General features: G+C 35.8%; 9 protein-coding genes, 3 tRNA genes and 3 pseudogenes. 9 read left to right on the forward strand and 6 right to left on the reverse strand.

Going from position 1 to position 20,021, the window contains the following annotated elements; all coding sequences use genetic code 11:
- Positions 1–477: 477 nt before the first annotated feature.
- Both H710_RS04725 and H710_RS04730 read right to left on the reverse strand, forming a co-directional pair.
- Complete coding sequence (locus H710_RS04725; protein WP_041849686.1) at positions 478–1,893, reverse strand: DEAD/DEAH box helicase; 1,416 nt, start codon at positions 1,891–1,893, stop codon at positions 478–480.
- Positions 1,894–2,046: 153 nt separating this feature from the next.
- Positions 2,047–2,565, reverse strand: coding sequence for a hypothetical protein (locus tag H710_RS04730; RefSeq protein ID WP_041849809.1), 519 nt, complete (start codon positions 2,563–2,565; stop codon positions 2,047–2,049).
- Positions 2,566–2,808: 243 nt separating this feature from the next.
- Here H710_RS04730 and H710_RS04735 point away from each other — a divergent pair.
- From H710_RS04735 to H710_RS04750, 4 genes are all read left to right on the forward strand, one after another.
- Positions 2,809–2,894 (forward strand) — tRNA-Leu (locus H710_RS04735).
- A gap of 1,058 nt (positions 2,895–3,952) precedes the next feature.
- Positions 3,953–4,249, forward strand: coding sequence for a hypothetical protein (locus tag H710_RS04740; RefSeq protein ID WP_052472914.1), 297 nt, complete (start codon positions 3,953–3,955; stop codon positions 4,247–4,249).
- 81 nt (positions 4,250–4,330) lie between these two features.
- Positions 4,331–6,835: a protein translocase subunit SecD gene (secD, locus tag H710_RS04745; RefSeq protein ID WP_041849688.1), complete on the forward strand. Its 2,505-nt coding sequence runs from the start codon at positions 4,331–4,333 to the stop codon at positions 6,833–6,835.
- 772 nt (positions 6,836–7,607) lie between these two features.
- The gene (locus H710_RS04750; RefSeq protein WP_041849689.1) at positions 7,608–8,561 is read left to right on the forward strand and encodes a lysylphosphatidylglycerol synthase transmembrane domain-containing protein; all 954 of its coding nucleotides are present in this window, start codon (positions 7,608–7,610) and stop codon (positions 8,559–8,561) included.
- Positions 8,562–8,820: 259 nt separating this feature from the next.
- Here H710_RS04750 and H710_RS04755 read toward each other — a convergent pair whose 3' ends face one another.
- Positions 8,821–10,386 (reverse strand): TerC family protein, encoded by a 1,566-nt coding sequence (locus tag H710_RS04755; RefSeq protein ID WP_041849690.1) that lies wholly within the window; start codon positions 10,384–10,386, stop codon positions 8,821–8,823.
- Between the two features lie 473 nt (positions 10,387–10,859).
- On the opposite strand from H710_RS04755, the gene H710_RS04760 reads away from it, so the two are divergent.
- Positions 10,860–10,935 (forward strand) — tRNA-Lys (locus H710_RS04760).
- Between the two features lie 407 nt (positions 10,936–11,342).
- On the opposite strand, the gene H710_RS06210 is transcribed toward H710_RS04760, so the two are convergent.
- Positions 11,343–11,561, reverse strand: coding sequence for a hypothetical protein (locus H710_RS06210; protein WP_155367628.1), 219 nt, complete (start codon positions 11,559–11,561; stop codon positions 11,343–11,345).
- Between the two features lie 29 nt (positions 11,562–11,590).
- On the opposite strand from H710_RS06210, the pseudogene H710_RS04765 reads away from it, so the two are divergent.
- From H710_RS04765 to H710_RS04775, 3 pseudogenes are all read left to right on the forward strand, one after another.
- Positions 11,591–12,019 (forward strand): annotated as a pseudogene (locus tag H710_RS04765) (lambda exonuclease family protein); the annotation flags it as partial.
- Positions 12,020–12,138: 119 nt separating this feature from the next.
- A pseudogene (locus tag H710_RS06555) lies at positions 12,139–12,337 on the forward strand (hypothetical protein).
- Positions 12,338–12,395: 58 nt separating this feature from the next.
- A pseudogene (locus H710_RS04775) lies at positions 12,396–12,894 on the forward strand (tyrosine-type recombinase/integrase); the annotation flags it as partial.
- 76 nt (positions 12,895–12,970) lie between these two features.
- Here the strand turns inward: H710_RS04775 and H710_RS04780 are convergent.
- Positions 12,971–13,060 (reverse strand) — tRNA-Ser (locus H710_RS04780).
- A 651-nt stretch (positions 13,061–13,711) separates the two neighbouring features.
- Positions 13,712–17,599, reverse strand: a complete 3,888-nt coding sequence (locus tag H710_RS04785) for a Vomp family autotransporter (RefSeq protein ID WP_041849691.1) — start codon at positions 17,597–17,599, stop codon at positions 13,712–13,714.
- Between the two features lie 991 nt (positions 17,600–18,590).
- On the opposite strand from H710_RS04785, the gene H710_RS04790 reads away from it, so the two are divergent.
- Positions 18,591–19,991, forward strand: coding sequence for an amino acid permease (locus H710_RS04790; protein ID WP_041849692.1), 1,401 nt, complete (start codon positions 18,591–18,593; stop codon positions 19,989–19,991).
- The last annotated feature ends 30 nt before the right edge of the window (positions 19,992–20,021 follow it).

The following is a 20,021-nucleotide window of genomic DNA, read 5'->3' on the forward strand; positions in this document are numbered from 1 at the left end:
AGAAGGAGATCATAGAAGAGGCAATAGACAATTACCAAGAGCTTCTTTGCTTAATCAGTGTGGCAGTGGCAGATGTGCGATTCAATAAAAATTAAAGAGTACTGCAACAATAAAAAAATTTTATGAATCTAAATATGCTGTTTTTAATCTTAATAATTTGATTTTATTTATTTTTCTTTAATATAGAAGCAACAGTGCATCACATTTAAGTTTATTAATAATCACATGGTATGCATTGATTTAGTGCATACCATTAAAGCTTCTTAAAAAACTTCACCATAATCATATACAATGATAATCATCGCTATCCTTCTTATCCCATTGATATTATTCTTCTAAAGAAAAACACCAACTTAATATGAAATCACACAATTTTTCAACATAGAGCTTTGCTTTGTAGTTAAGAGAGAAATGTTAGATATATAACCACCAAGAACGCGTGTGAATTAGTGTTCTTAATTTACAACCTTCACAATTTTAAGCCACCTTCTTTACTGATTTACGAAAACGAAAGAACTTAGCACGTTTTGCAGTCACTTTTGCTTTTTCATGTCTTTCACTTTTATTAAATGAAGGTTTTCTCGTGTGTAACTTTACAGCCTTATCTGAGCGATTAGAAGTCTGCTTATAGCTTTTAGATTTTTTAAAACTCCGTTCTTTACTATTCTCTTTCTCATCACTTTCTAGCATAAATGGCTTTTCTGGATATACTTCAGATTGTAAAGGAATATTTTCACGCGTTAACTTCATACGAATTATGCGCTCTACAGCACATAAACGTGACTTTTCTGACTCTTCATCAAAAAGCGTAATAGCATCACCAGAAGCACCATTGCGCCCTGTACGGCCAATACGATGCACATAACTTTCAGCATCCTCTGGTAAATCATAATTAATAACGTGGCTGATACCTGGTACATCAATACCACGAGCTGCAATATCGGTTGCAATAAGAATTCTCACGGATCCTTCGCGAAAAGCTTTCAATGCAGATTGCCGAGCATTTTGTGATTTATTGCCATGAATCGTTGCAACAGCATGTCCCATATTTTTTAAATAACGTGTAATAGCATCAGCACTATGTTTGGTTCGTATAAAAACAATAACGGAAACCAAATCTGGATTTACCAAAAGTCTATTTAAAATATTTCTTTTTTCATTTTTAGGAACACAATATAGTTTTTGGGTAATTTTTACAGCAGCAGTTCCCTGAGGAACGACCTCTATTTTCACTGGTTCATTAAGCAAACTATTGGCAAGTTCTTTAATTTCCTTTGGCATTGTTGCAGAAAAAAGTGCTGTTTGATGCTCCTTACATAAAAGTTTGGCGATACGCCGTACATCATTAATAAAGCCCATATCCAACATACGATCAGCTTCATCTAACACCAAAAAACGAGACCGAGAAAGATCAATAAATTTTTCACGAACAAGGTCCATTAAACGTCCTGGTGTTGCAATTACAACATCCACACCAGCTCCCATACGTTTAACTTGTTTAAAACGCGACACTCCACCCACAATTAAACATGTTGAAAGATGAGCTCCTTTCACAACAGCACTTATCATTTCCTCAATCTGAACAGCAAGCTCACGAGTAGGAACCAAAATCAAAGCACGTGCAGTCTTAGGATAGCGTTTATCACCAAAAGTCAAAATCTGACTTAAGATAGGGAGACCAAATGCCAATGTTTTTCCAGAACCGGTCTGCGCAATACCTAAAATATCACGCCCTTTCAACATAACTGGAATAGCCTGTTCTTGGATAGGCTTAGGCTCACTGATTCCAGCATTCAATAAATTTTTAATTAAAAGAGTCGATAAACCCAATTCTGTAAAAACATTTTCTCTATCTACGTTCAAAATAAAATCTTTCTTTAGCTCAATCACCATAAACGGATCACAAACCAAATTACACTATTCAAGAATCTAAGCAATAGAGATTATTATCTTTAATTTTGAAAATGAGTGCTTGAAATAAAAATAAAAAATTTTTCGTCAATCTCGTAAAATATTAATCATTAGAAAAAAAGAAATATTTTTTATTTATTTTTTTATTATAGTTTTCCTTGGCAAATTTATTCCATCTAAAGCAGGATAAATTTCAAGAAACACTGGATTTTGTACTGTTTTTTGTCCTCCATAGATTAAATACCATTTGTTATCATCAAAAATTGCTAATGTTTTATATTGCAGGATACGATCTTTTGTCTCAAGCGTAGTTGGAATTAGAGCATAAAAACTGTTATTCTTAGTTTGCAAATAATCTATTTTAGTTTCATCCAAATGGTAAGCACCAGTAGCAATATCCTCAAATTGATCACGCAATTTCTTAAGCAAGCTATTATATAAACTAACCTCTGTCATACCTAATCGACGTGCTACTTCTTTATAGAGCCGATTAAGCGTATGAGCAGCAATAACTGCAAAGTTTTTATCTCTTACAGCATTATTGATATCAGAAACTAAATTTGAAAGCTCAGTTTTTTGCAATATTGTTGGCATATTTGCGAAACTTTGTTTGATAGCACTTAGCAAAAACAGTGCTCCCACAATGAAGCACATAACAGACCTGAGCCTTATATGTTTTATTTTCACAAAAATATTACACAAAACCACCACAAATTTTACGATACATTTGACAAATTCATTCATAGCACCACTCATTATTTTAATTTTTTGATATCGTGCAAATTTTTAACGGTAAGACAAGCATTATCAGTCAAAATTTATTAAAAAATGAAAATTTTTTCTTTTGTTTTAATTCTTGATTCAATAAAAAATATAGCTTATGAAGAGCGCATCGTCGCGGACGTGATGAAATTGGTAAACATAGCAGACTTAAAATCTGCCGGTCAAAGACCTTGCGGGTTCAAGTCCCGCCGCCCGCACCATTTTTATTTCCACAAAAAATAATTTTAAAATAAGTTTCTAGTATTGTTAATTTTGTAATTTCAGATCAATTTTGTATGGAGCTCAAAAGCAAAAACAAGATTAATAAATTAGATATAACAAAAAAACTTTCTCAATAAGCTAATGGTCAATTTATCTCCTTTAATTTTAATTCAAGACATTGAAATAACCTGAGAATTTATTAACTTAATTCTTTCCAAAGAATCTTATTTAGAATCAGATCACTATATAAATTTTCTATTAAAGAAATTCACTTTAATTACAAAAGAATTTTATTACGCTGGTAGATAAAATTGCTCATCTTTTGTGAACATGAAAATAACTAGCTTATGCAGAAATAACCAAAGTTTTAATCTTTTATGATCTATAAATAAAATATTTTCAATTTTTTATATATAAAACTTAATTTATTTTATTCAAAAAAATATGTAATATCATTAATATTACTCATATTTGTTATAAATATCTTATTAGGAATAAGCAACCAATACCATTATATATAAATTGTAACTTGACTGTATGGAGTAAAATATCGGGAATGGAATCAAAAAATTAGAAAATAACTGTAACGCTGAAATTATAAATTAAAATCATGATTACATTATCAAGATTTATATTTTACATAAGCGTTTCAACAATCAATCATTTTTTTGAATAATTTCATCAAATAATTCTGAGATTATTGATTGTTCCATTTTTGCAGTACGTCATGTTATATGACACCATGCACAAGCGCGCAATGAAATTGCTCATCGCAAAGACTAAGAAAAAATGTATAGTTTAAAAATGAATACATATCTGCATTGAAAATCACTATAAAGAGGGTTACTTTTAGAAGAACATACAATAAAATAATTATTTCAATTTTTATAGAATGCACCTATAAAAGCTTTCCTTACCCAATAGAGCGGATAAAAGAGGATAAATTAATTGAAGTTAATTAAGACAAAGAAAGCACTTTAACATGTTTTTTTTGCACTTACATTGCAGAAAAAGAAATTTTTTCTTTTTTACAATCTGGATTCTCCTATCTAACTTTATGTGGCTGACCGATAGTTCAGCATTTCAAAATCGCTTAGATAAAAGACAATATACCAATGATATCATCAATGCTTACACACATTACCTGAAACACAAATACAATCAACCAAATGTAATGACGGCTACAAATAAGAAATTTACAAAGCCGCATACATTTCATCATTTATCTGCTGTAGCTTTTCAAGACATCCTGATATTAAATGTCCCTTTAAAACCTAACACAATTATCTATGTACAGCTTTATAATCTTCAAACGCAATATCTTTCTAAGCAGCGTGCTCCTCCTCTCATTTAATCTATAAAGGTCATCATCTCTGTTCATCTTTTTCACGTTTAACTTTAATAACTTTTAAAATGCTTATTATTGGAACATATCATGCGTACACCCGGCTGGCTTACTACTCTCTATTGTCTTATTCTCTTAAGCGGTATTTATGTCGCATTGCCCAACTTATTTTCACAAGAACAAATCGAAAATTCAAAATTCCTACCAAATACCCAAGTAACACTCGGACTTGACCTGAAAGGAGGATCCTCTCTTCTTCTTGAAGTCGATGCAAAAACATTAAAGCGTGATCAATTACAAACAGTTTTAAGCAATGTACGTGCAAAATTACGCGAAAAAAAAATTCGCACATCAAGTATTCGCATAATCAAAAATAACGTAGTAGTTGTTCTTTCTGACCTTACGAAAAATCAAGAAGCCATTACTGCTTTAGAAACGCTCATTATGCCTATACACAACAGTTTTGGCGTTACAACGAATAATATCTCTATCCATGCTCAAAATGAGACAATTCATGTGACATTAACTGAAGCTGGTATAAAGGATCGCATCAGTAATGCTATAGAACAAAGCTTAGAAATCATCCGTCGTCGTATTGATCAAGTCGGTGTTACTGAACCAGCTATCCAAAAAGTAGGAACAGATCGTATTATGGTTCAATTACCTGGCCTACAAGACCCAAAGCAGCTGCGCGATCTTTTAGGAACGACCGCCAAAATGACCTTCCATCTTGTCCCCGCAAACGTAGATTTTAACAACCCACCTGCAGATGTATCAATTCTTTCTGGATATAACGATGAAAACCAACGTTATGCAATTTACAACCAAATTGCTTTAGATGGCAATGTTCTTAAAGATGCCCGCACAGGTTTTGATCCACAAATACCGGGACGTTCTATCATCTCCTTCACCATGAATGCTATTGGCTCGAGAATATTTGCAGAAATAACACGCCAAAATATCAATCGCCCCTTTGCAATTGTTCTTGATAACAAAGTTTTAACTGCTCCCATCATTAATGGCGTCATTCCCAATGGACAAGGTCAAATTACAGGAAATTTTGACCCCAAAGAAGCCTCTACTCTTGCAGCTCTTCTTCGTGCTGGCTCTTTACCTGCACCACTTACTGTTATTGAAGAAAGAACTGTAGGTCCTAATCTTGGTGCGGATGCTATTAAAATGGGGCTTTATACGGGAATCATAGGGTTTATTCTCGTTGCAATCTTCATTTTTTTTCTATACGGAATTTGGGGAATTATTGCTAATATAGCACTGGCACTACATACTATTTTGACATTCGCTGCATTAAGTCTTCTTGGTGCTACACTCACACTTCCAGGCATTGCTGGTATTATTTTAGGTATAGGTATCGCTGTTGATGCCAATATCCTCATTAACGAACGTATCCGAGAAGAAAGCCGAAAAGGGCTTAGTGCTTTTTCTGCTCTAGATCGTGGCTTTAAACAAGCTTTTACAACGATTATTGATGCCAACGTCACTGCTGTTATTGCAACCATTTTGCTTTTTTGGTTCGGTACCGGGCCCGTCCGTGGTTTTGCTGTAACAATGTTGCTTGGTGTTATTATTTCTATGTTTACTGATATCACCCTAGTGCGCATGATTATGATTTGGGTAATCCGTAAATGGAAAATAAAAATATTAGACATTCAGCCTTTTTTCAATTTTATTCCTAAAAATACAACTTTCCGTTTTATGAACGCCCGTTTTATTGGTATTGGTGTTTCAGTTATTTTATCACTGTCTTCCATTTTTTTGTTCTTCAAACCAAGTTTAAATTTCGGTATCGATTTTATTGGTGGAAGCCAGATGAGTATTACAACATCAACACCAGCAAATTTGGCAATCTTGCGATCACAGCTATCTACCCTTAACATCGGTGAAGTGACGCTACAAAATATTGATAGTAAAAATGCAGTACTCATTCGTATCCCGAAACAAAATGGTGATGAAATACAGCAAACTATAGCTATTGATAAAGTCAAAACTACTGTACAAGATATTTACCCGGATGCTGCATTTGATCAAATAGAGGTCGTTGGTCCAAAAGTTTCAGGTGAACTCGCCACTGCTGGTATTACAGCTGTCATTTTAGCAGCAATTGCTATGTCACTTTATATCTGGTGGCGCTTCGAATGGTTCTTCGCAGCGGGAGCCATTATTACGCTTATCCTTGATACTACAAAAATGGTTGGTTTTTTTGCTCTATGTCAATTTGATTTCAATTTAACCGCCATTGCCGCTCTTTTAACGATTGTTGGCTATTCCATCAATGACAAAGTCGTTGTCTATGATCGCATGCGTGAAAATATGCGCCTTTACAGAACAAAGCCACTGCGTGAAATCATTGACCTCTCAATCAATCAAGTTCTTGTACGCTGTATCTTTACATCAGCGACGACAGTACTTGCTATGTTACCTATGGCGATATGGGGAAGCAGTACTGTCCAAAATTTTGCAGTACCTATGGTCGCTGGAGTTCTTATTGCAACATCATCTTCTATCTTTATCTCAGCTCCCATTCTATTGTTGTTAGGTAATTGGTGGCATAACCATAATGAAGAAACTCACATATAAGATTACTTACATATCCAACAAAAACAGAAATGACGTATCAATCAATATGATACGTCATTTTTATTTATCAAAACTATAATTGGATAATTGGCTATTTTGAGTATATGATTAGGTAACTATTTTAAACCTTATATCTCTACCATTGTACATCTAAAAGTAACTCTTATGTCCTATTAGACCAACTCATCGTACAGAAAAAATTTTACCACCATGATACGTATCGTTATTTGATATAATCAAAATTTCAACTACTCTCTCTCCACAAAAGACATTGTGAATGATAAAATTAGATGAATTTATAGTACCTTTTCACGGTTATAGCCCCTCTCTAATACCTAAAAATTGATCATATTGTTATTATTGGCTACGATATGAAGTTGGTAAATGCGTTATATTATTTCTCTAATAAAAAAGTAAACGTAGACAGAGCGAATAATTTTAGGCAACATCATTAAACAAGAACTTGTTAATACCAAACAAAAACATTTAAAGTGTATATAAAATTGTTTACAACTGCATCATACCATTGAAATAAAACAATGTGTAACTAACATATTTACTTTTTAAAAAATTTAATTATTGACTATGCTTTAGTTGAAGTAGAAATAAGCTATTTTTTAGCATCAATGCAGATATTTTAGTGACGGCCTATAAAGAAATTGCTAATAATATTATTGACCATGTGATTGAATAACGATCTGTACCTATCTCCCTATACAAAAATCGTAAATTAACCTTGAAACATGGATGAAAACAAAATGGATCAAGAAGCATGAAACTAAAGAATTTTATATGGCCATCTATCGGCATCTTAGCAATGTTGCTATCGATCCGTATCCTTTATATAAAACTTTCTGCTATTTCTTTTACTGATGTATTAAATCGTCTAAGTGATTTAGATACACATCATTGGCTCTTAGCCTGCTTATGCTCATTTATCGCTTATGCAGCGCTTGCTGGATATGATAGAATTGCCTTACAACATCTCGGTCATAAAATTTCTTGGTTGTTTATCACTATATGTTCATTCACAACTTATGCGCTTTCACATAATATAGGCGCTTCAATTTTTTCTGGTGCTATTGTACGTTATCGCGCTTATAAAATGAAAGGGTTAAGTGGAACAGAAATCGCAATATTAGTAGGATTTTGCTCCTTTACCTTTGTGATTGGTACAACCCTTCTTTTTGGCATAGTTCTCATTCTACAACCGAACATTATCACTCTCATTCACAACGATCTTCCTGAATGGCTTGGAATAAGCATTGGGGCGCTTTTACTCATGTGTATAGCACTTTATACTTTTGGAAGCTGGCTTCAGTTAAACCCCTTACGCATAGGTAAAAAATTTCAAATTTCTTATCCAAAGCTTAAAATTGTTATCCAACAACTCCTTATCAGCCCACTAGAACTTTTAGGAGCAGCAGGAATTATATATGCTGTCCTCCCACATCATGCTGATATTTATTTTATTTCCGTACTCGGTGTTTTCCTAGCATCCTTTAGTGTAGCTTTACTTTCTAATGCCCCTGCAGGAGGGATAGGTGTCCTTGAAGCTTTATTTATAGCAGGCATGCCCAGTGTAAATCATGCTGATGTTATTGCAGCCCTTATTGTGTTCAGAATGCTTTATCTGATCATACCCTTTATTATTTCATTGATCTTTGTAGCCATTTTTGAGGCTCAACAATATTGGAAACAAACGCAGCACATTCCCCCTAAATGAAAGATAAACTGTACTTTATCTATAGCTATCTTGTAAGAAAATAGATAATAACTTTTTATTTAGAAGAAAATCACTATAGACTTCGTTAACAACGTCAGTTAATTTAATGTAAGCGAAACTACCAAAATGATGAAGATATTTCTGTATACCAAACTTATATGAAAATATAACGCACGTTATTTATATAATAAGTGCGAGTGTGTAATCTTTCACTCTCCCAATGAATAATGATAAGCTTGACTATTTTATCACTACATAATTAGATTTTTTCTGGAAAAATAAGTGGAGAGATAAGAATTTTAGAGATATTCCTGCGATCCATCTCAATCACTTTAAAGGACAAACCTTCAGATTCAAAACTTTCTCCCTCATTTGGTAGATGGCCAAAATGCCAAAGCATAAACCCTGCAAGAGTCGTGTACCGATCTGCTTCATCAACAAGATCACGTTCAAGATAACCACTTAAACGGCGAATATCCGCATACCCTTCAACAAGAAGACTCCCATTTTCGAGTCTTTCTGCCACAACAGGTTCTTCATCATCATCAGGAAAATCACCAGCGATGGCTTCAAGAATATCTGTCGGTGTTGCAATCCCCTCAAAAGAGCCATGCTCATCAACAATGATCGCAAGCTGGATTGAAGAGTGCTGCAATTGCTCCATCAATCGTAAAACACTTGTATTTTCATGTACAACAAGTGGTTCACGCATGGCTTTTTGCCAATTAATTTTTTCGCCCTCAGCTAAATTTAAAAGCAGATCTTTAGTTAAAGCAACGCCAACAAACTCATCTACTTTTTCATATGCAAGAATTAAGCGACTATGTTTAACTTTCTGTAACTCTTTACGCATTTCATTCTCATCACCGTTCAAATCTAACCATTCAATTTCATTACGCGGTGACATAATAGAACGTACAGGACGATCAGCCAGATCAAGAACCCCACGAATCATTTCTTTTTCTTCTGGCCGAAAAATTTCTGAAGCAGCAGCTTGTTCAACGATAACATCGACAGTTTCGCCAAGATTACCATCCTTTTTTCCACCCCCTAAAAGTCTCAGTACAGCATTTGCTGTTCGCTCACGTAAATCGTTTGTTGTAATCATCTTCTCACGATTATGACGTCCAATTTGATTAAAAATTTCAATGAGCACTGAAAAGCCTATAGCTGCATACACATAACCTTTTGGAATATAAAAACCAAATCCTTCAACAACAAGAGTAAAACCAATCATCATGAGAAAGCCAAGACAAAGAATGACAATGGTAGGATGGCGATTAATAAAACGCATGATGATACCAGATCCCCACATCATCACAGCCATAGCAACAATAACCGCTATATACATAACAGCCACTTGTTCTTTGTTGATCATACCTGTCGCAGTAATAATACTATCGAGAGAAAATACTGCATCAAGCACAACGATTTGAATAATCACTTGCCAAAAAACAGCATAAATAACACCTGTTTCTCTTTCATGTGTTGCACCTTCTAAGCGTTCATGTAACTCCATTGTTCCTTTTGCTAACAAAAAGGCTCCACCACTCACCAAAATCAATTTATGCCAACTAAACGCAAAAGATCCGATGGAAAAAATCACCTTATCAAGACTCATCACCCAACCAATAACTGTGAGTAAAAAAAGTCGCATAATTAAAGCTACTGTTAAACCAATTAAGCGTGTACGATCACGCAAATGTAATGGTAATTTTTCCGCTAAAATTGCAATAAAAACAAGGTTATCTACTCCCAAAACAATTTCGAGAAAAATTAACGTAACTAAACCAAACCACGCATGGGGATCAACGATCCACTCCATTACAGTTTATCCTTTTAAAATATTGCAAAAAGCTTAAATGCGCGTTGCTGAAAAAATAAATTCATGAATTTTCGTTTGCACAATTGATCAATAATTCACAAATACGTACAAGATGCTTCCAAAAGCACAGAGCTACAAAATACCGTTTAACCCTATACCACTACTGATAAATTTTATAAAACGCAATAACAACCTGTACTGTTTGATAGTCCAATAAGGCTCTTCTGAATTTTTCTCAGGCATTATGCTCGACAATCCTCCTAATATAACTCCGCATAACAAATCAAAATACTTGTTGCCAGAGTTTCCCATGATGGATCTATTTTTGTAGAAGATCAAGAGGATACAATATTTTTACATCTTATTAATTAAACTATAAACTTTAATCATCTTATAAAAAAACAACAAAATCATCTAGACATCGTTCTTTAGGAACGTTATAGAACCGCTCATTCTTACTTTTAAGAAATTGTGGGTGATTAGCTCAGTTGGTAGAGCAGCTGACTCTTAATCAGCGGGTCGTGGGTTCGATCCCCTCATCACCCACCAATAGAATCAATGAATTAGTGTAAAATATCAAGATATAAATTTTTGTGTAGCTTGCCAGCAGGTTTTGTATCGATTTATTTTTTTTCAAAGAGCCTTCGGGGTCTCTTAAAGGGTCCTCAGAGATCTTTCAAAAATTGTTTAAAACTCTTCAACGGATCTTTTCTCTTTTGCTAAAATTGTCATTGGGAGTGATCAGTGCCTTAGAAAAAAGCATATCATTGAGAAAGAGAAGAACTTCCCTTTTCACTCAACAATCTAATCTGAAAACGCACTATTGCTTAGTTGAGCAATAGGGTAAACTTTCCTCTATTGCTCTAGTGTGCATCATCACTTACCCATCAAAGGGATAAGTTGCCCCTTTAAGTGTCTATTTCTACCAGGTTTCATTTCTCCCTATTTCCTTGCCCTTATTCGACGCTTTTAGGGTAATGGCTATCGTATAGCCCGCTTTTTTTCTCATAGCGATGGATAACGGTTGCAACTTTCCATAAACCATTAATTTTGCTACAAACCCCTTGTAACATAGGAAACTGAGCGGCTATAATTTCTGCTGATCCCTCCAGCAGCAAAGAACCACTGCTAATCGCACGGCAGAGCTTATCTGATCCTGATACCACAGTAGCCAAAGCTTATTTTTGGCATATAATCTATAAAGATTGAGCATAAAGATGAGGCGATTGAAGAATATAGTTTCATCTATGATATCAATGTAATCCGATGCGGTTTCATATCCCATCCAACACTTAAAATGGCTGGAGCCAGTCCTGACGGACTGATTGGGAAAGATGGATTAATCGAGATTAAATGCCTGCACTCAACAACACATCTACGCTTTTCCCTGAATGGCGATATCAAACCTGAATATCTCTTACAAATGCAGTTCCAAATGGCCTGTACGGAGAGAAAATGGTGCGATTTTATAAGCTACGATCCGCAGTTTACAGACCAATCCGTTAGCTTACGGATTAAAGTTCAACGCATGAACCGCAATGATGAACAGATTGAACACATAAATAAAGCTGTCGAGCATTTCTTGACAGAAATCAAACAAGACATGAAGCAGATCTTTATCAAAGCTGCTTAAAATATGGGAGCGCATTTCTTTTCCACCTCAAGCGTCCCCACCCTTCTCACAACTATTTTCAACTGTGCTTGCTTCACGCCACGAACGAATTGCACCCAAACATTAAAAGGATGTTCGACATGGCTCACAGACTACCGACCATAACACAGCCCACTATTAGAGAGGTTAAAAAACAAGGCTGTGAATTGATAGAAATTAAACCAACTGGCAAACTATTAATCTATCTGAAACCTAGGTCGGAGTATCTAATACAGCTTGCATCCAGATAAATTATAGGATCTCTCAAATGACGATTATGATCCTGAAATCATCTTATAAATCGGTTGTATAATGTCTAAACAACGACCACCTCATCTTGTGAAACAAATCACACAATGACAAATATTATTATCATTGGCCATTAGGAACTCATGAACGTGTTTGGATTGATGTTCTTCTATACACAGGATTACGGCGTGGTGATGCAATACGAATTGGCTGGAAGGATGTAACAGATAATATTATTCATTTAAAAACGGAAAAAAGCAAATTTCAAATGGATGTCTTTCTTCCCATTTTACCTGAATTAGCTGACACCCTTGAAATTGGCCCGCTTGGTGAAGAAACATTTATCTGTGGCAAAAGCGGTAAGAAGCTAACCAAAGAAGGTTTTGGTAATGTATTCAGAGAAGCTTGTAACGTAGCCAACGTTAAAAATCAGCTCATGGATTAAGAAAATTAGCAGCGACAAGGGCAGCTAATGCAGGAGCAACAGTAGCACAACAACTAAAAGTAATTTTTGGATGGACTGAAGACAACATGGCATCCCTTTATACCAAGAGCGCAAAAAACTTGCTCTAGAAGCAATAAAAAAACTACAAAAAGGTGCGGGATAGCTTCTAAAAAAGTCAATAGAATCAAGGGGCTTTAAATTCCCTAACCTTGATCTAAGTTATTGATTTTATTGACAAATGGCGGAGAGAGAGGGATTCGAACCCTCGATACGGTTTCCCGCATACACGCGTTCCAGGCGTGCGCCTTCAACCACTCGGCCACCTCTCCAAAGATCTGTCACTATATCCAGAAAGAAATAACACGCAAGCTTAAATTCTACATATAAAATTCAAAAAAATACTTTATTCACTAAAACAATAATCCTGTAAACCAAATTATCCTTACAGTTTCTATTATTGCAAAGGAAAAATACCTCTCTCCAACCATCAAAAGAAGTAACAAAAGAAAATATTTTTCTACTTTTGATCCCAAAAAAATACGGACTTTTCCCCTCTACTCTATTTGGTGACTCAAAATCAACCCTAAAGGTGATTGGGCTAAACAAACCTTATCATTATCATCGCACTGCGTGTAATGAATAAGGATAAGTTTTACACCCCCTCTACAAACACAAAAAGCGGCATTAGTAAAGACATAACGGCTGATCACTGGCCTATATACAAAAGACCAATTTAAAATCGTATGATCACCTTTATCGTAAATTACCTAAATCACATTATAGATACCCTGCTTAACTGATCAGCTTTCATCACAAATCAAAGTTCAATAACGAAAATTGTGTAATGATACGACGTTTTTCATCTGGTGTGCTACAAGGGAACAGATAGTTGCGATGGATTACTACATCAGAAAAATTTTTGCCCTTGCCTAATAGACAAGGGCAACAAAAAACTTACAAGAATATTCTGATCTCTTATATTAATTCAATGTAATACTTACTCCTGCACCTATACCCCAATGGCCTCCAGCAGTAGTCGCAGAAAAATTAGAGTGGATCCTTCCGTCTTCAGATGTATAACCCGTACCCAAAGCAAATGCGGATTGACTGCGCCACATACCACTTCCAAATGCAAAACTTAATCTTCCAGGTGTATCATTATAACGCAAGTTAGACACTGCCAAACCAATTGCTGCAGCCTGTCTAGCCTCTTTGCGTGCACCTTCAATCCCATAACTTAAGGCCTCAAATTTCATATCTGTATAGCCCTTAGCCTGAGAAACAGCATCGTCGATGGCATCAACAACAATATTCTTTATTTTGCCATCAGTATATTTTTTTGCATCATTGAGAACAAGTTTCATCTGTTCCTGAGTATAATCATGCAGCTGACCACCGTTAACTGCTTCTTGTGATCCTTTTTCAATTTTACCATCAGCAACATTGTCAATAGTTACAGGTTTACCAGAATCTCCACCTTGTAAAACAACTTTATTAGTCTTTTTGCCATTCTCATCTCTTTGATAGCTAACAGCTCCATCGGCAAAATGGTTAACCGCATTTTCAATACTATCAACCCTATCCCCCATATCAATAACTGAGTTATTAATATCAATAATCGTATTTCCAATCTTATCAACCTGTTTACTAACATCATTTACTTTATTTTCAACGTTAGTAACACGCTCATTAGTTTCCCAAAGCTGACCACCATTGACAGCATCTCCTGAACCTTGCGCGATTTGACCATCGGCTACATTAACAATCTTACCGGGCTTACCGTCATGACTAGCATCATAAGCTCCTTTATCCTTGTTCCAACCTAAAGAATCTGACTCTGCCTTATTTTGATCTACCTTGTTTTCAACTTCCTGAAGGCGATCATTCATGCCAGACATACTCTCATTCACACCACCAAAAGCATCAGAAACATTGTTATAGGCCTTCTCACTAGAGGCACCATTAACATCGAAGTGAGAAACCTCGTAAGTAGGAGCTGTCCATTTTCCATTATTATATCCGGCACCACCGCCAAAATAATGAGCAAATATATCGCTTATAGTATAAATCTGGCCAAAGTGTCTGGAAATCTCATTCTGAATATTATCAAGAGAATCATTAACAGCAGAAAAAGCAGAGCCAACATTATTATATTGCTTTCCTTCAATAGTGTAAGTTGGTGCTTTACCACTACTTATGTCTGCACCACCGCCGAAATATTGCGATACGTTTGTATGAGTTTCATCAACACGATGATTTAAATTATGAACCTCTTCATTAGTTTCCCAAAGCTGTGCACCATTAATAGCTTCAGTTGATTCTTCTGTGACTTTACCACCTGAAATACCAGAAATAGTCCGCCTTACACCATCTTTATTCAAGATATTAATTTCAGTGCTACTATTTCCTGCACCAATGGTGATACGACCATTGTCATCTTCATTTTCTCCTTGCTGAATAAGGCCACTTCCTTTTATTACCTCTTCTTTTACCTTGTTTAACTGTGCAACATTAACGGCATCACCGTCTAAAACACCATCTGCTAATCCTGTTAGCTTTTTATCTCCAGCATTAATACCACCAGCAGTTACTGATGGACCATTCTTACAGGCAGTACCATCATTACAACCTTTAATCACCAAACCAGCATTACTTAAGCTGCTCAATCCTGTTGTTATGCGACCAACTTCAATATGCTCAGCCAAATCAAAAGTTACCGTATCACCTGTCCTTACAATACTCAGATTAGGATTAGCCCACTTGGGATTTTGAACTGAAAAATCTAAACCATTTTCACCTACAGACATAGCATTCTCACCGTTAATACTCAGCATCCAACCTTTGTTTACCGTATCTCTTAACGCTTTCAGCTGTGCAACATTAACGGCATCACCGTCTAAAACACCATCTGCTAATCCTGTTAGCTTTTTATCTCCAGCATTAATACCACCAGCAGTTACTGATGGACCATTCTTACAGGCAGTACCATCATTACAACCTTTAATCACCAAACCAGCATTACTTAAGCTGCTCAATCCTGTTGTTATGCGACCAACTTCAATATGCTCAGCCAAATCAAAAGTTAGCTTGTTTTTGTTATCTTTTGTTATAACAAGATTACTACTTCCAACTGAAAAATCTGCGCCATCTGCACCAACAGGCGTGGCATCTGCACCATTAACAGTAAGCATCCAACCTTTGTCTACCGTTTCTTTTAATGCTTTTAACTGTGAAAAATTAACAGCATCACCGTCTAAAACACCATCTGCAACCCCTGTAAGTGTTTTATCTCCAGCGTTAATACCACCAGCAGTTACTGATGGACCATTCTTACAAGCAGTACCATCATTACAACCTTTAATCACCAAACCAGCATTACTTAAGCTGCTCAATCCTGTTGTTATGCGACCAACTTCAATATGCTCAGCCAAATTAAATGTTACCGTATCACCTGTCCTTACAATACTCAGATTAGGATTAGCCCACTTGGGATTTTGAACTGAAAAATCTAAACCATTTTCACCTACAGACATAGCATTCTCACCGTTAATACTCAGCATCCAACCTTTGTTTACCGTATCTCTTAACGCTTTCAGCTGTGCAACATTAACGGCATCGGTCATTTCACTACCAGCTGAAACTCCTGTAATCTGTCGTGTAACACCATTATTAACATCACCAATGCTAACTGCACCCCTTGTACTCACCCATACGTGATCACTACTCTTTGTCATAGTATTATTAGTCGCAGGATTATAACCAGAAACGTTATACTCGGTACTAGCAATGGATGCAGTACCCAAAGCAACACCAGTCTCAACAATTACATGTGCACTTGCACCAATAGCAACCCCAGCACTTCCGCCTTGCCTAACGACAGCTCCTCTGCCCAAAGCAACACCAGCTTCATCACGCACCTGCGCACTTAGCCCAATAGCAACCGCCTCTTTAGAATTTTCTGAAGCATAAGATCTAACACCTATAGCAATAGCATTTTCAGCTTCCACCATTGCTCCAAATCTCTTACCTTGATCATCTTCTTCCTGTGGGATATCACCGCCTATTGCAATAGAACCCCGCTGCGTGGCTAAGGCTTCTGTACCTAAAGCAACCCCATAATCGCCACTTGCCTTTGCTTTGGTCCCTAAAGCAACACTATTTTTACCAAGTGCACTCGCACGCCCACCAACAGCAACCGCAGATGTATCCCATGCCTCCGCTCCGACCCCCATAGCAATAGTTGCTTGCCCTTTAGCAAGCGCAGAAACACCATAGGCTTGTGCTCCACCGCCATTTGTAGTTGCACCTGCACCAAAAGCTGTTGAATAATTACCTGATGCATAAGATCCACAACCAGTTGCAAAAGAATAAACCCCATAAGCAGTAGGCATAATATTACTATGACCACCGGTAGTAGAATTCCCCATATAACCAGTGTTGGAGGATGTTATACCATCACCACCCCACTGAACTTGCTGCGTCGTAACGCCATAAGGATGACGGCCGAAAAATTCTTCATTATTCACAAATCTCTCATATTGCTCCTCTGCACTGATTTCTTTCACTCCTCTTGATGATTGTGGTAAGTGTTTACCACGATCGGCAACATTATCCACACCACACCAATTATCATCACCAGCCAAAACAATACTTCCATGACTCCCATATGCATACTTTATATTATCGCTACCTGTGCTTTGAGTAGTTGATCCTAAAATAGCAACATTAGCAGAGAAAACAGGAGAAACACTTGATAAAAGTGTAGCCATAACAGTTCCTAATGAAACTGTTTTAACCAAAGGTGACCAACGAAGAGAATGATGACAATTCAAATCATCCTTCTTTGGTATTAAATCTAATTTTTTCATAACAACCCCCTCAATAATAAAATATTTTTAAACGCTAAAACAAAGTTCAGCACTATAACAGCAAACAAAAGAGAACCTTTCGCAAAACCACTCTTGCGCACCAGAAAATTAATAAAAAAGACAAATTTCGTGACCTCGATGCCAAATTTACAAAGGCATCATCTTACAATCTCTAAAAAGAGACTAGATCTCAGAAAAAACTAAAAGTTCTCCTGCTAAACATATCAAAGTAAAAAAGAAAAACATACAATTTATATGAAAATATTGTATACCTCCTATCAAAAAATAGTGCGGCCAACCTTTTGATAAAAACGGCCTTTATTAATAATCTATCTTCCCTTCAGATAAAGCGTGTCAAAAAAATGGCAAGAGTATGATCAATAATTTTTTAATCTATTTTTAATAATGTATCTTAAGAGACCTTTAAACATATGAGATAAGCATAACTGCGTAATGTAAGCACCGATAATATGAAAAAATAACTACACAACAAAGCTTTCCATCTTCCTTTTATCTGGAAATGGTTGATAATCACCCAATAATCAACTTTGGAATGCTGCAATACCTTAACTTAAGATAATTCAAAGGAAAATCACATATCAAATGACTTAAACTTATAACAAGAACATTTATAAAATAAAGCCCATTCATAAATATTCGGTATCTTGCTGCAAGCTTTGCGCTGGCTTATTCATTATTGGCATAACACGCGAAGTCTACATCATTTGACATCATAGCTTTAACACATTAGAGTATTCTACCGTAGCCTCATATTCCTTTAAAAGATTTATCTTAAATTTTGATCAAATTTTTGAACAAATAACATAAACCTCATATCCATTGTCTTCTGTATATAAACCAATATGAAAGCATCAAAATCATTGCAACGTTTTTCTTCTTTACGACTCACTTTTATCATGCTTTTATGTGTGTGACTGCCTTTTTTGTTAGCTTATTTGTGTCTTAAATAATTAAAGGGAATCCTCTAAAAATGGATCACAAACGAAATTTAGATGAAGGGTATAAAAGAAAATTGCAACGTGGCTTAGATAACCGCCATGTGCAGCTTATCGCTATTAGTGGTGCTATTGGCACAGGTCTTTTTATGGGCTCAGGGAAAACAATCAGTGTTGCTGGTCCTTCAATTATATTAGTTTACTCTATTATTGGTTGTGTTTTATATTTCATAATGCGCGCGATGGGAGAGCTGCTGCTTTCTAATACGCAATATCGGTCTTTTATCGACTTTTCAGCTGATTTATTGGGGCCAAGCGCTGGATTTTTTATTGGCTGGACTTACTGGTTGTGCTGGATTGTAACCGGAACTGCGGATATTATTGCTATTGTCAATTATACGCAATTTTGGTGGCATGAACTCAACCCCTGGATCCCTGCTCTTATCTGTATCTTTTTCTTTTTAGTATTTAACCTTGTAGCAGTTAAATTATTTGGTGAACTTGAATTTTGGTTTGGTCTCATTAAAATCGCAGCAATTTTAGTATTAGTCTTTGTTGGATTATATATGATCCTTGTTGGCGTTACCTCTCCCAATGGGACTATCTCTTCTTTTAATCATGTATGGAACAATGGGGATATTTTCCCTCGAGGTATGATGGGATTTTTTGCGGGTTTTCAGATTGCTATTTTTTCTTTCGTTGGTATTGAACTTGCTGGTACAGCTGCAGCTGAGGTAAAAGAACCTGAAACAGTCTTGCCAAAAGCAATCAATTCAATCCCTATACGTATTGTATTCTTTTATATTGTTTCTCTCATTGTGATTATGTCGGTCACCCCTTGGAATCAAATTATGCCACATAAAAGCCCATTTGTAGAAATGTTTCTGCTTATTGGTATTCCAATCGCTGCTGGCTTAGTTAATTTTGTTGTTCTAACATCGGCAGCATCTTCAGCAAATAGTGGTGTCTTTTCTACCAGTCGTATGATATATGGACTTGCTATTAAACGAGGAGCACCTAGCTTTTTAGGAAAGCTCTCCAATAACTCTATTCCTTCTAATGCATTACTCTTTTCTTGCTTATGCATTTTATTAGGATATACAATTTTATCATTATCCCCAACAATCATAGATGCGTTTACAATCATCACTACCATTTCAGCAATTTTATTCATGTTTGTATGGTCTTTAATTTTGGTCAGCTACATTGTCTACCGTCGTAACCGCCCTACACAACATGCTATGTCAATCTATAAAATGCCAGGAGGCGTTTTCGTTTGCTGGAGTATTCTGGCCTTCTTTGCATTTATCATTTTTTTATTGACATTAGAACCCGATACCTTAATCGCTCTAAAATATACCCCATTATGGTTTGTTTTTTTGGGTGTCGTATATTTCATATTTGGAAATAAGAATTTTAGTTCACATAAAAAATAAAAAAGCATATCTAAAAAGTTTCTTTTTAGC

Origin of the sequence: Bartonella bacilliformis Ver097 (assembly GCF_000709795.1) — a bacterium.
Lineage (GTDB): Bacteria > Pseudomonadota > Alphaproteobacteria > Rhizobiales > Rhizobiaceae > Bartonella > Bartonella bacilliformis_A.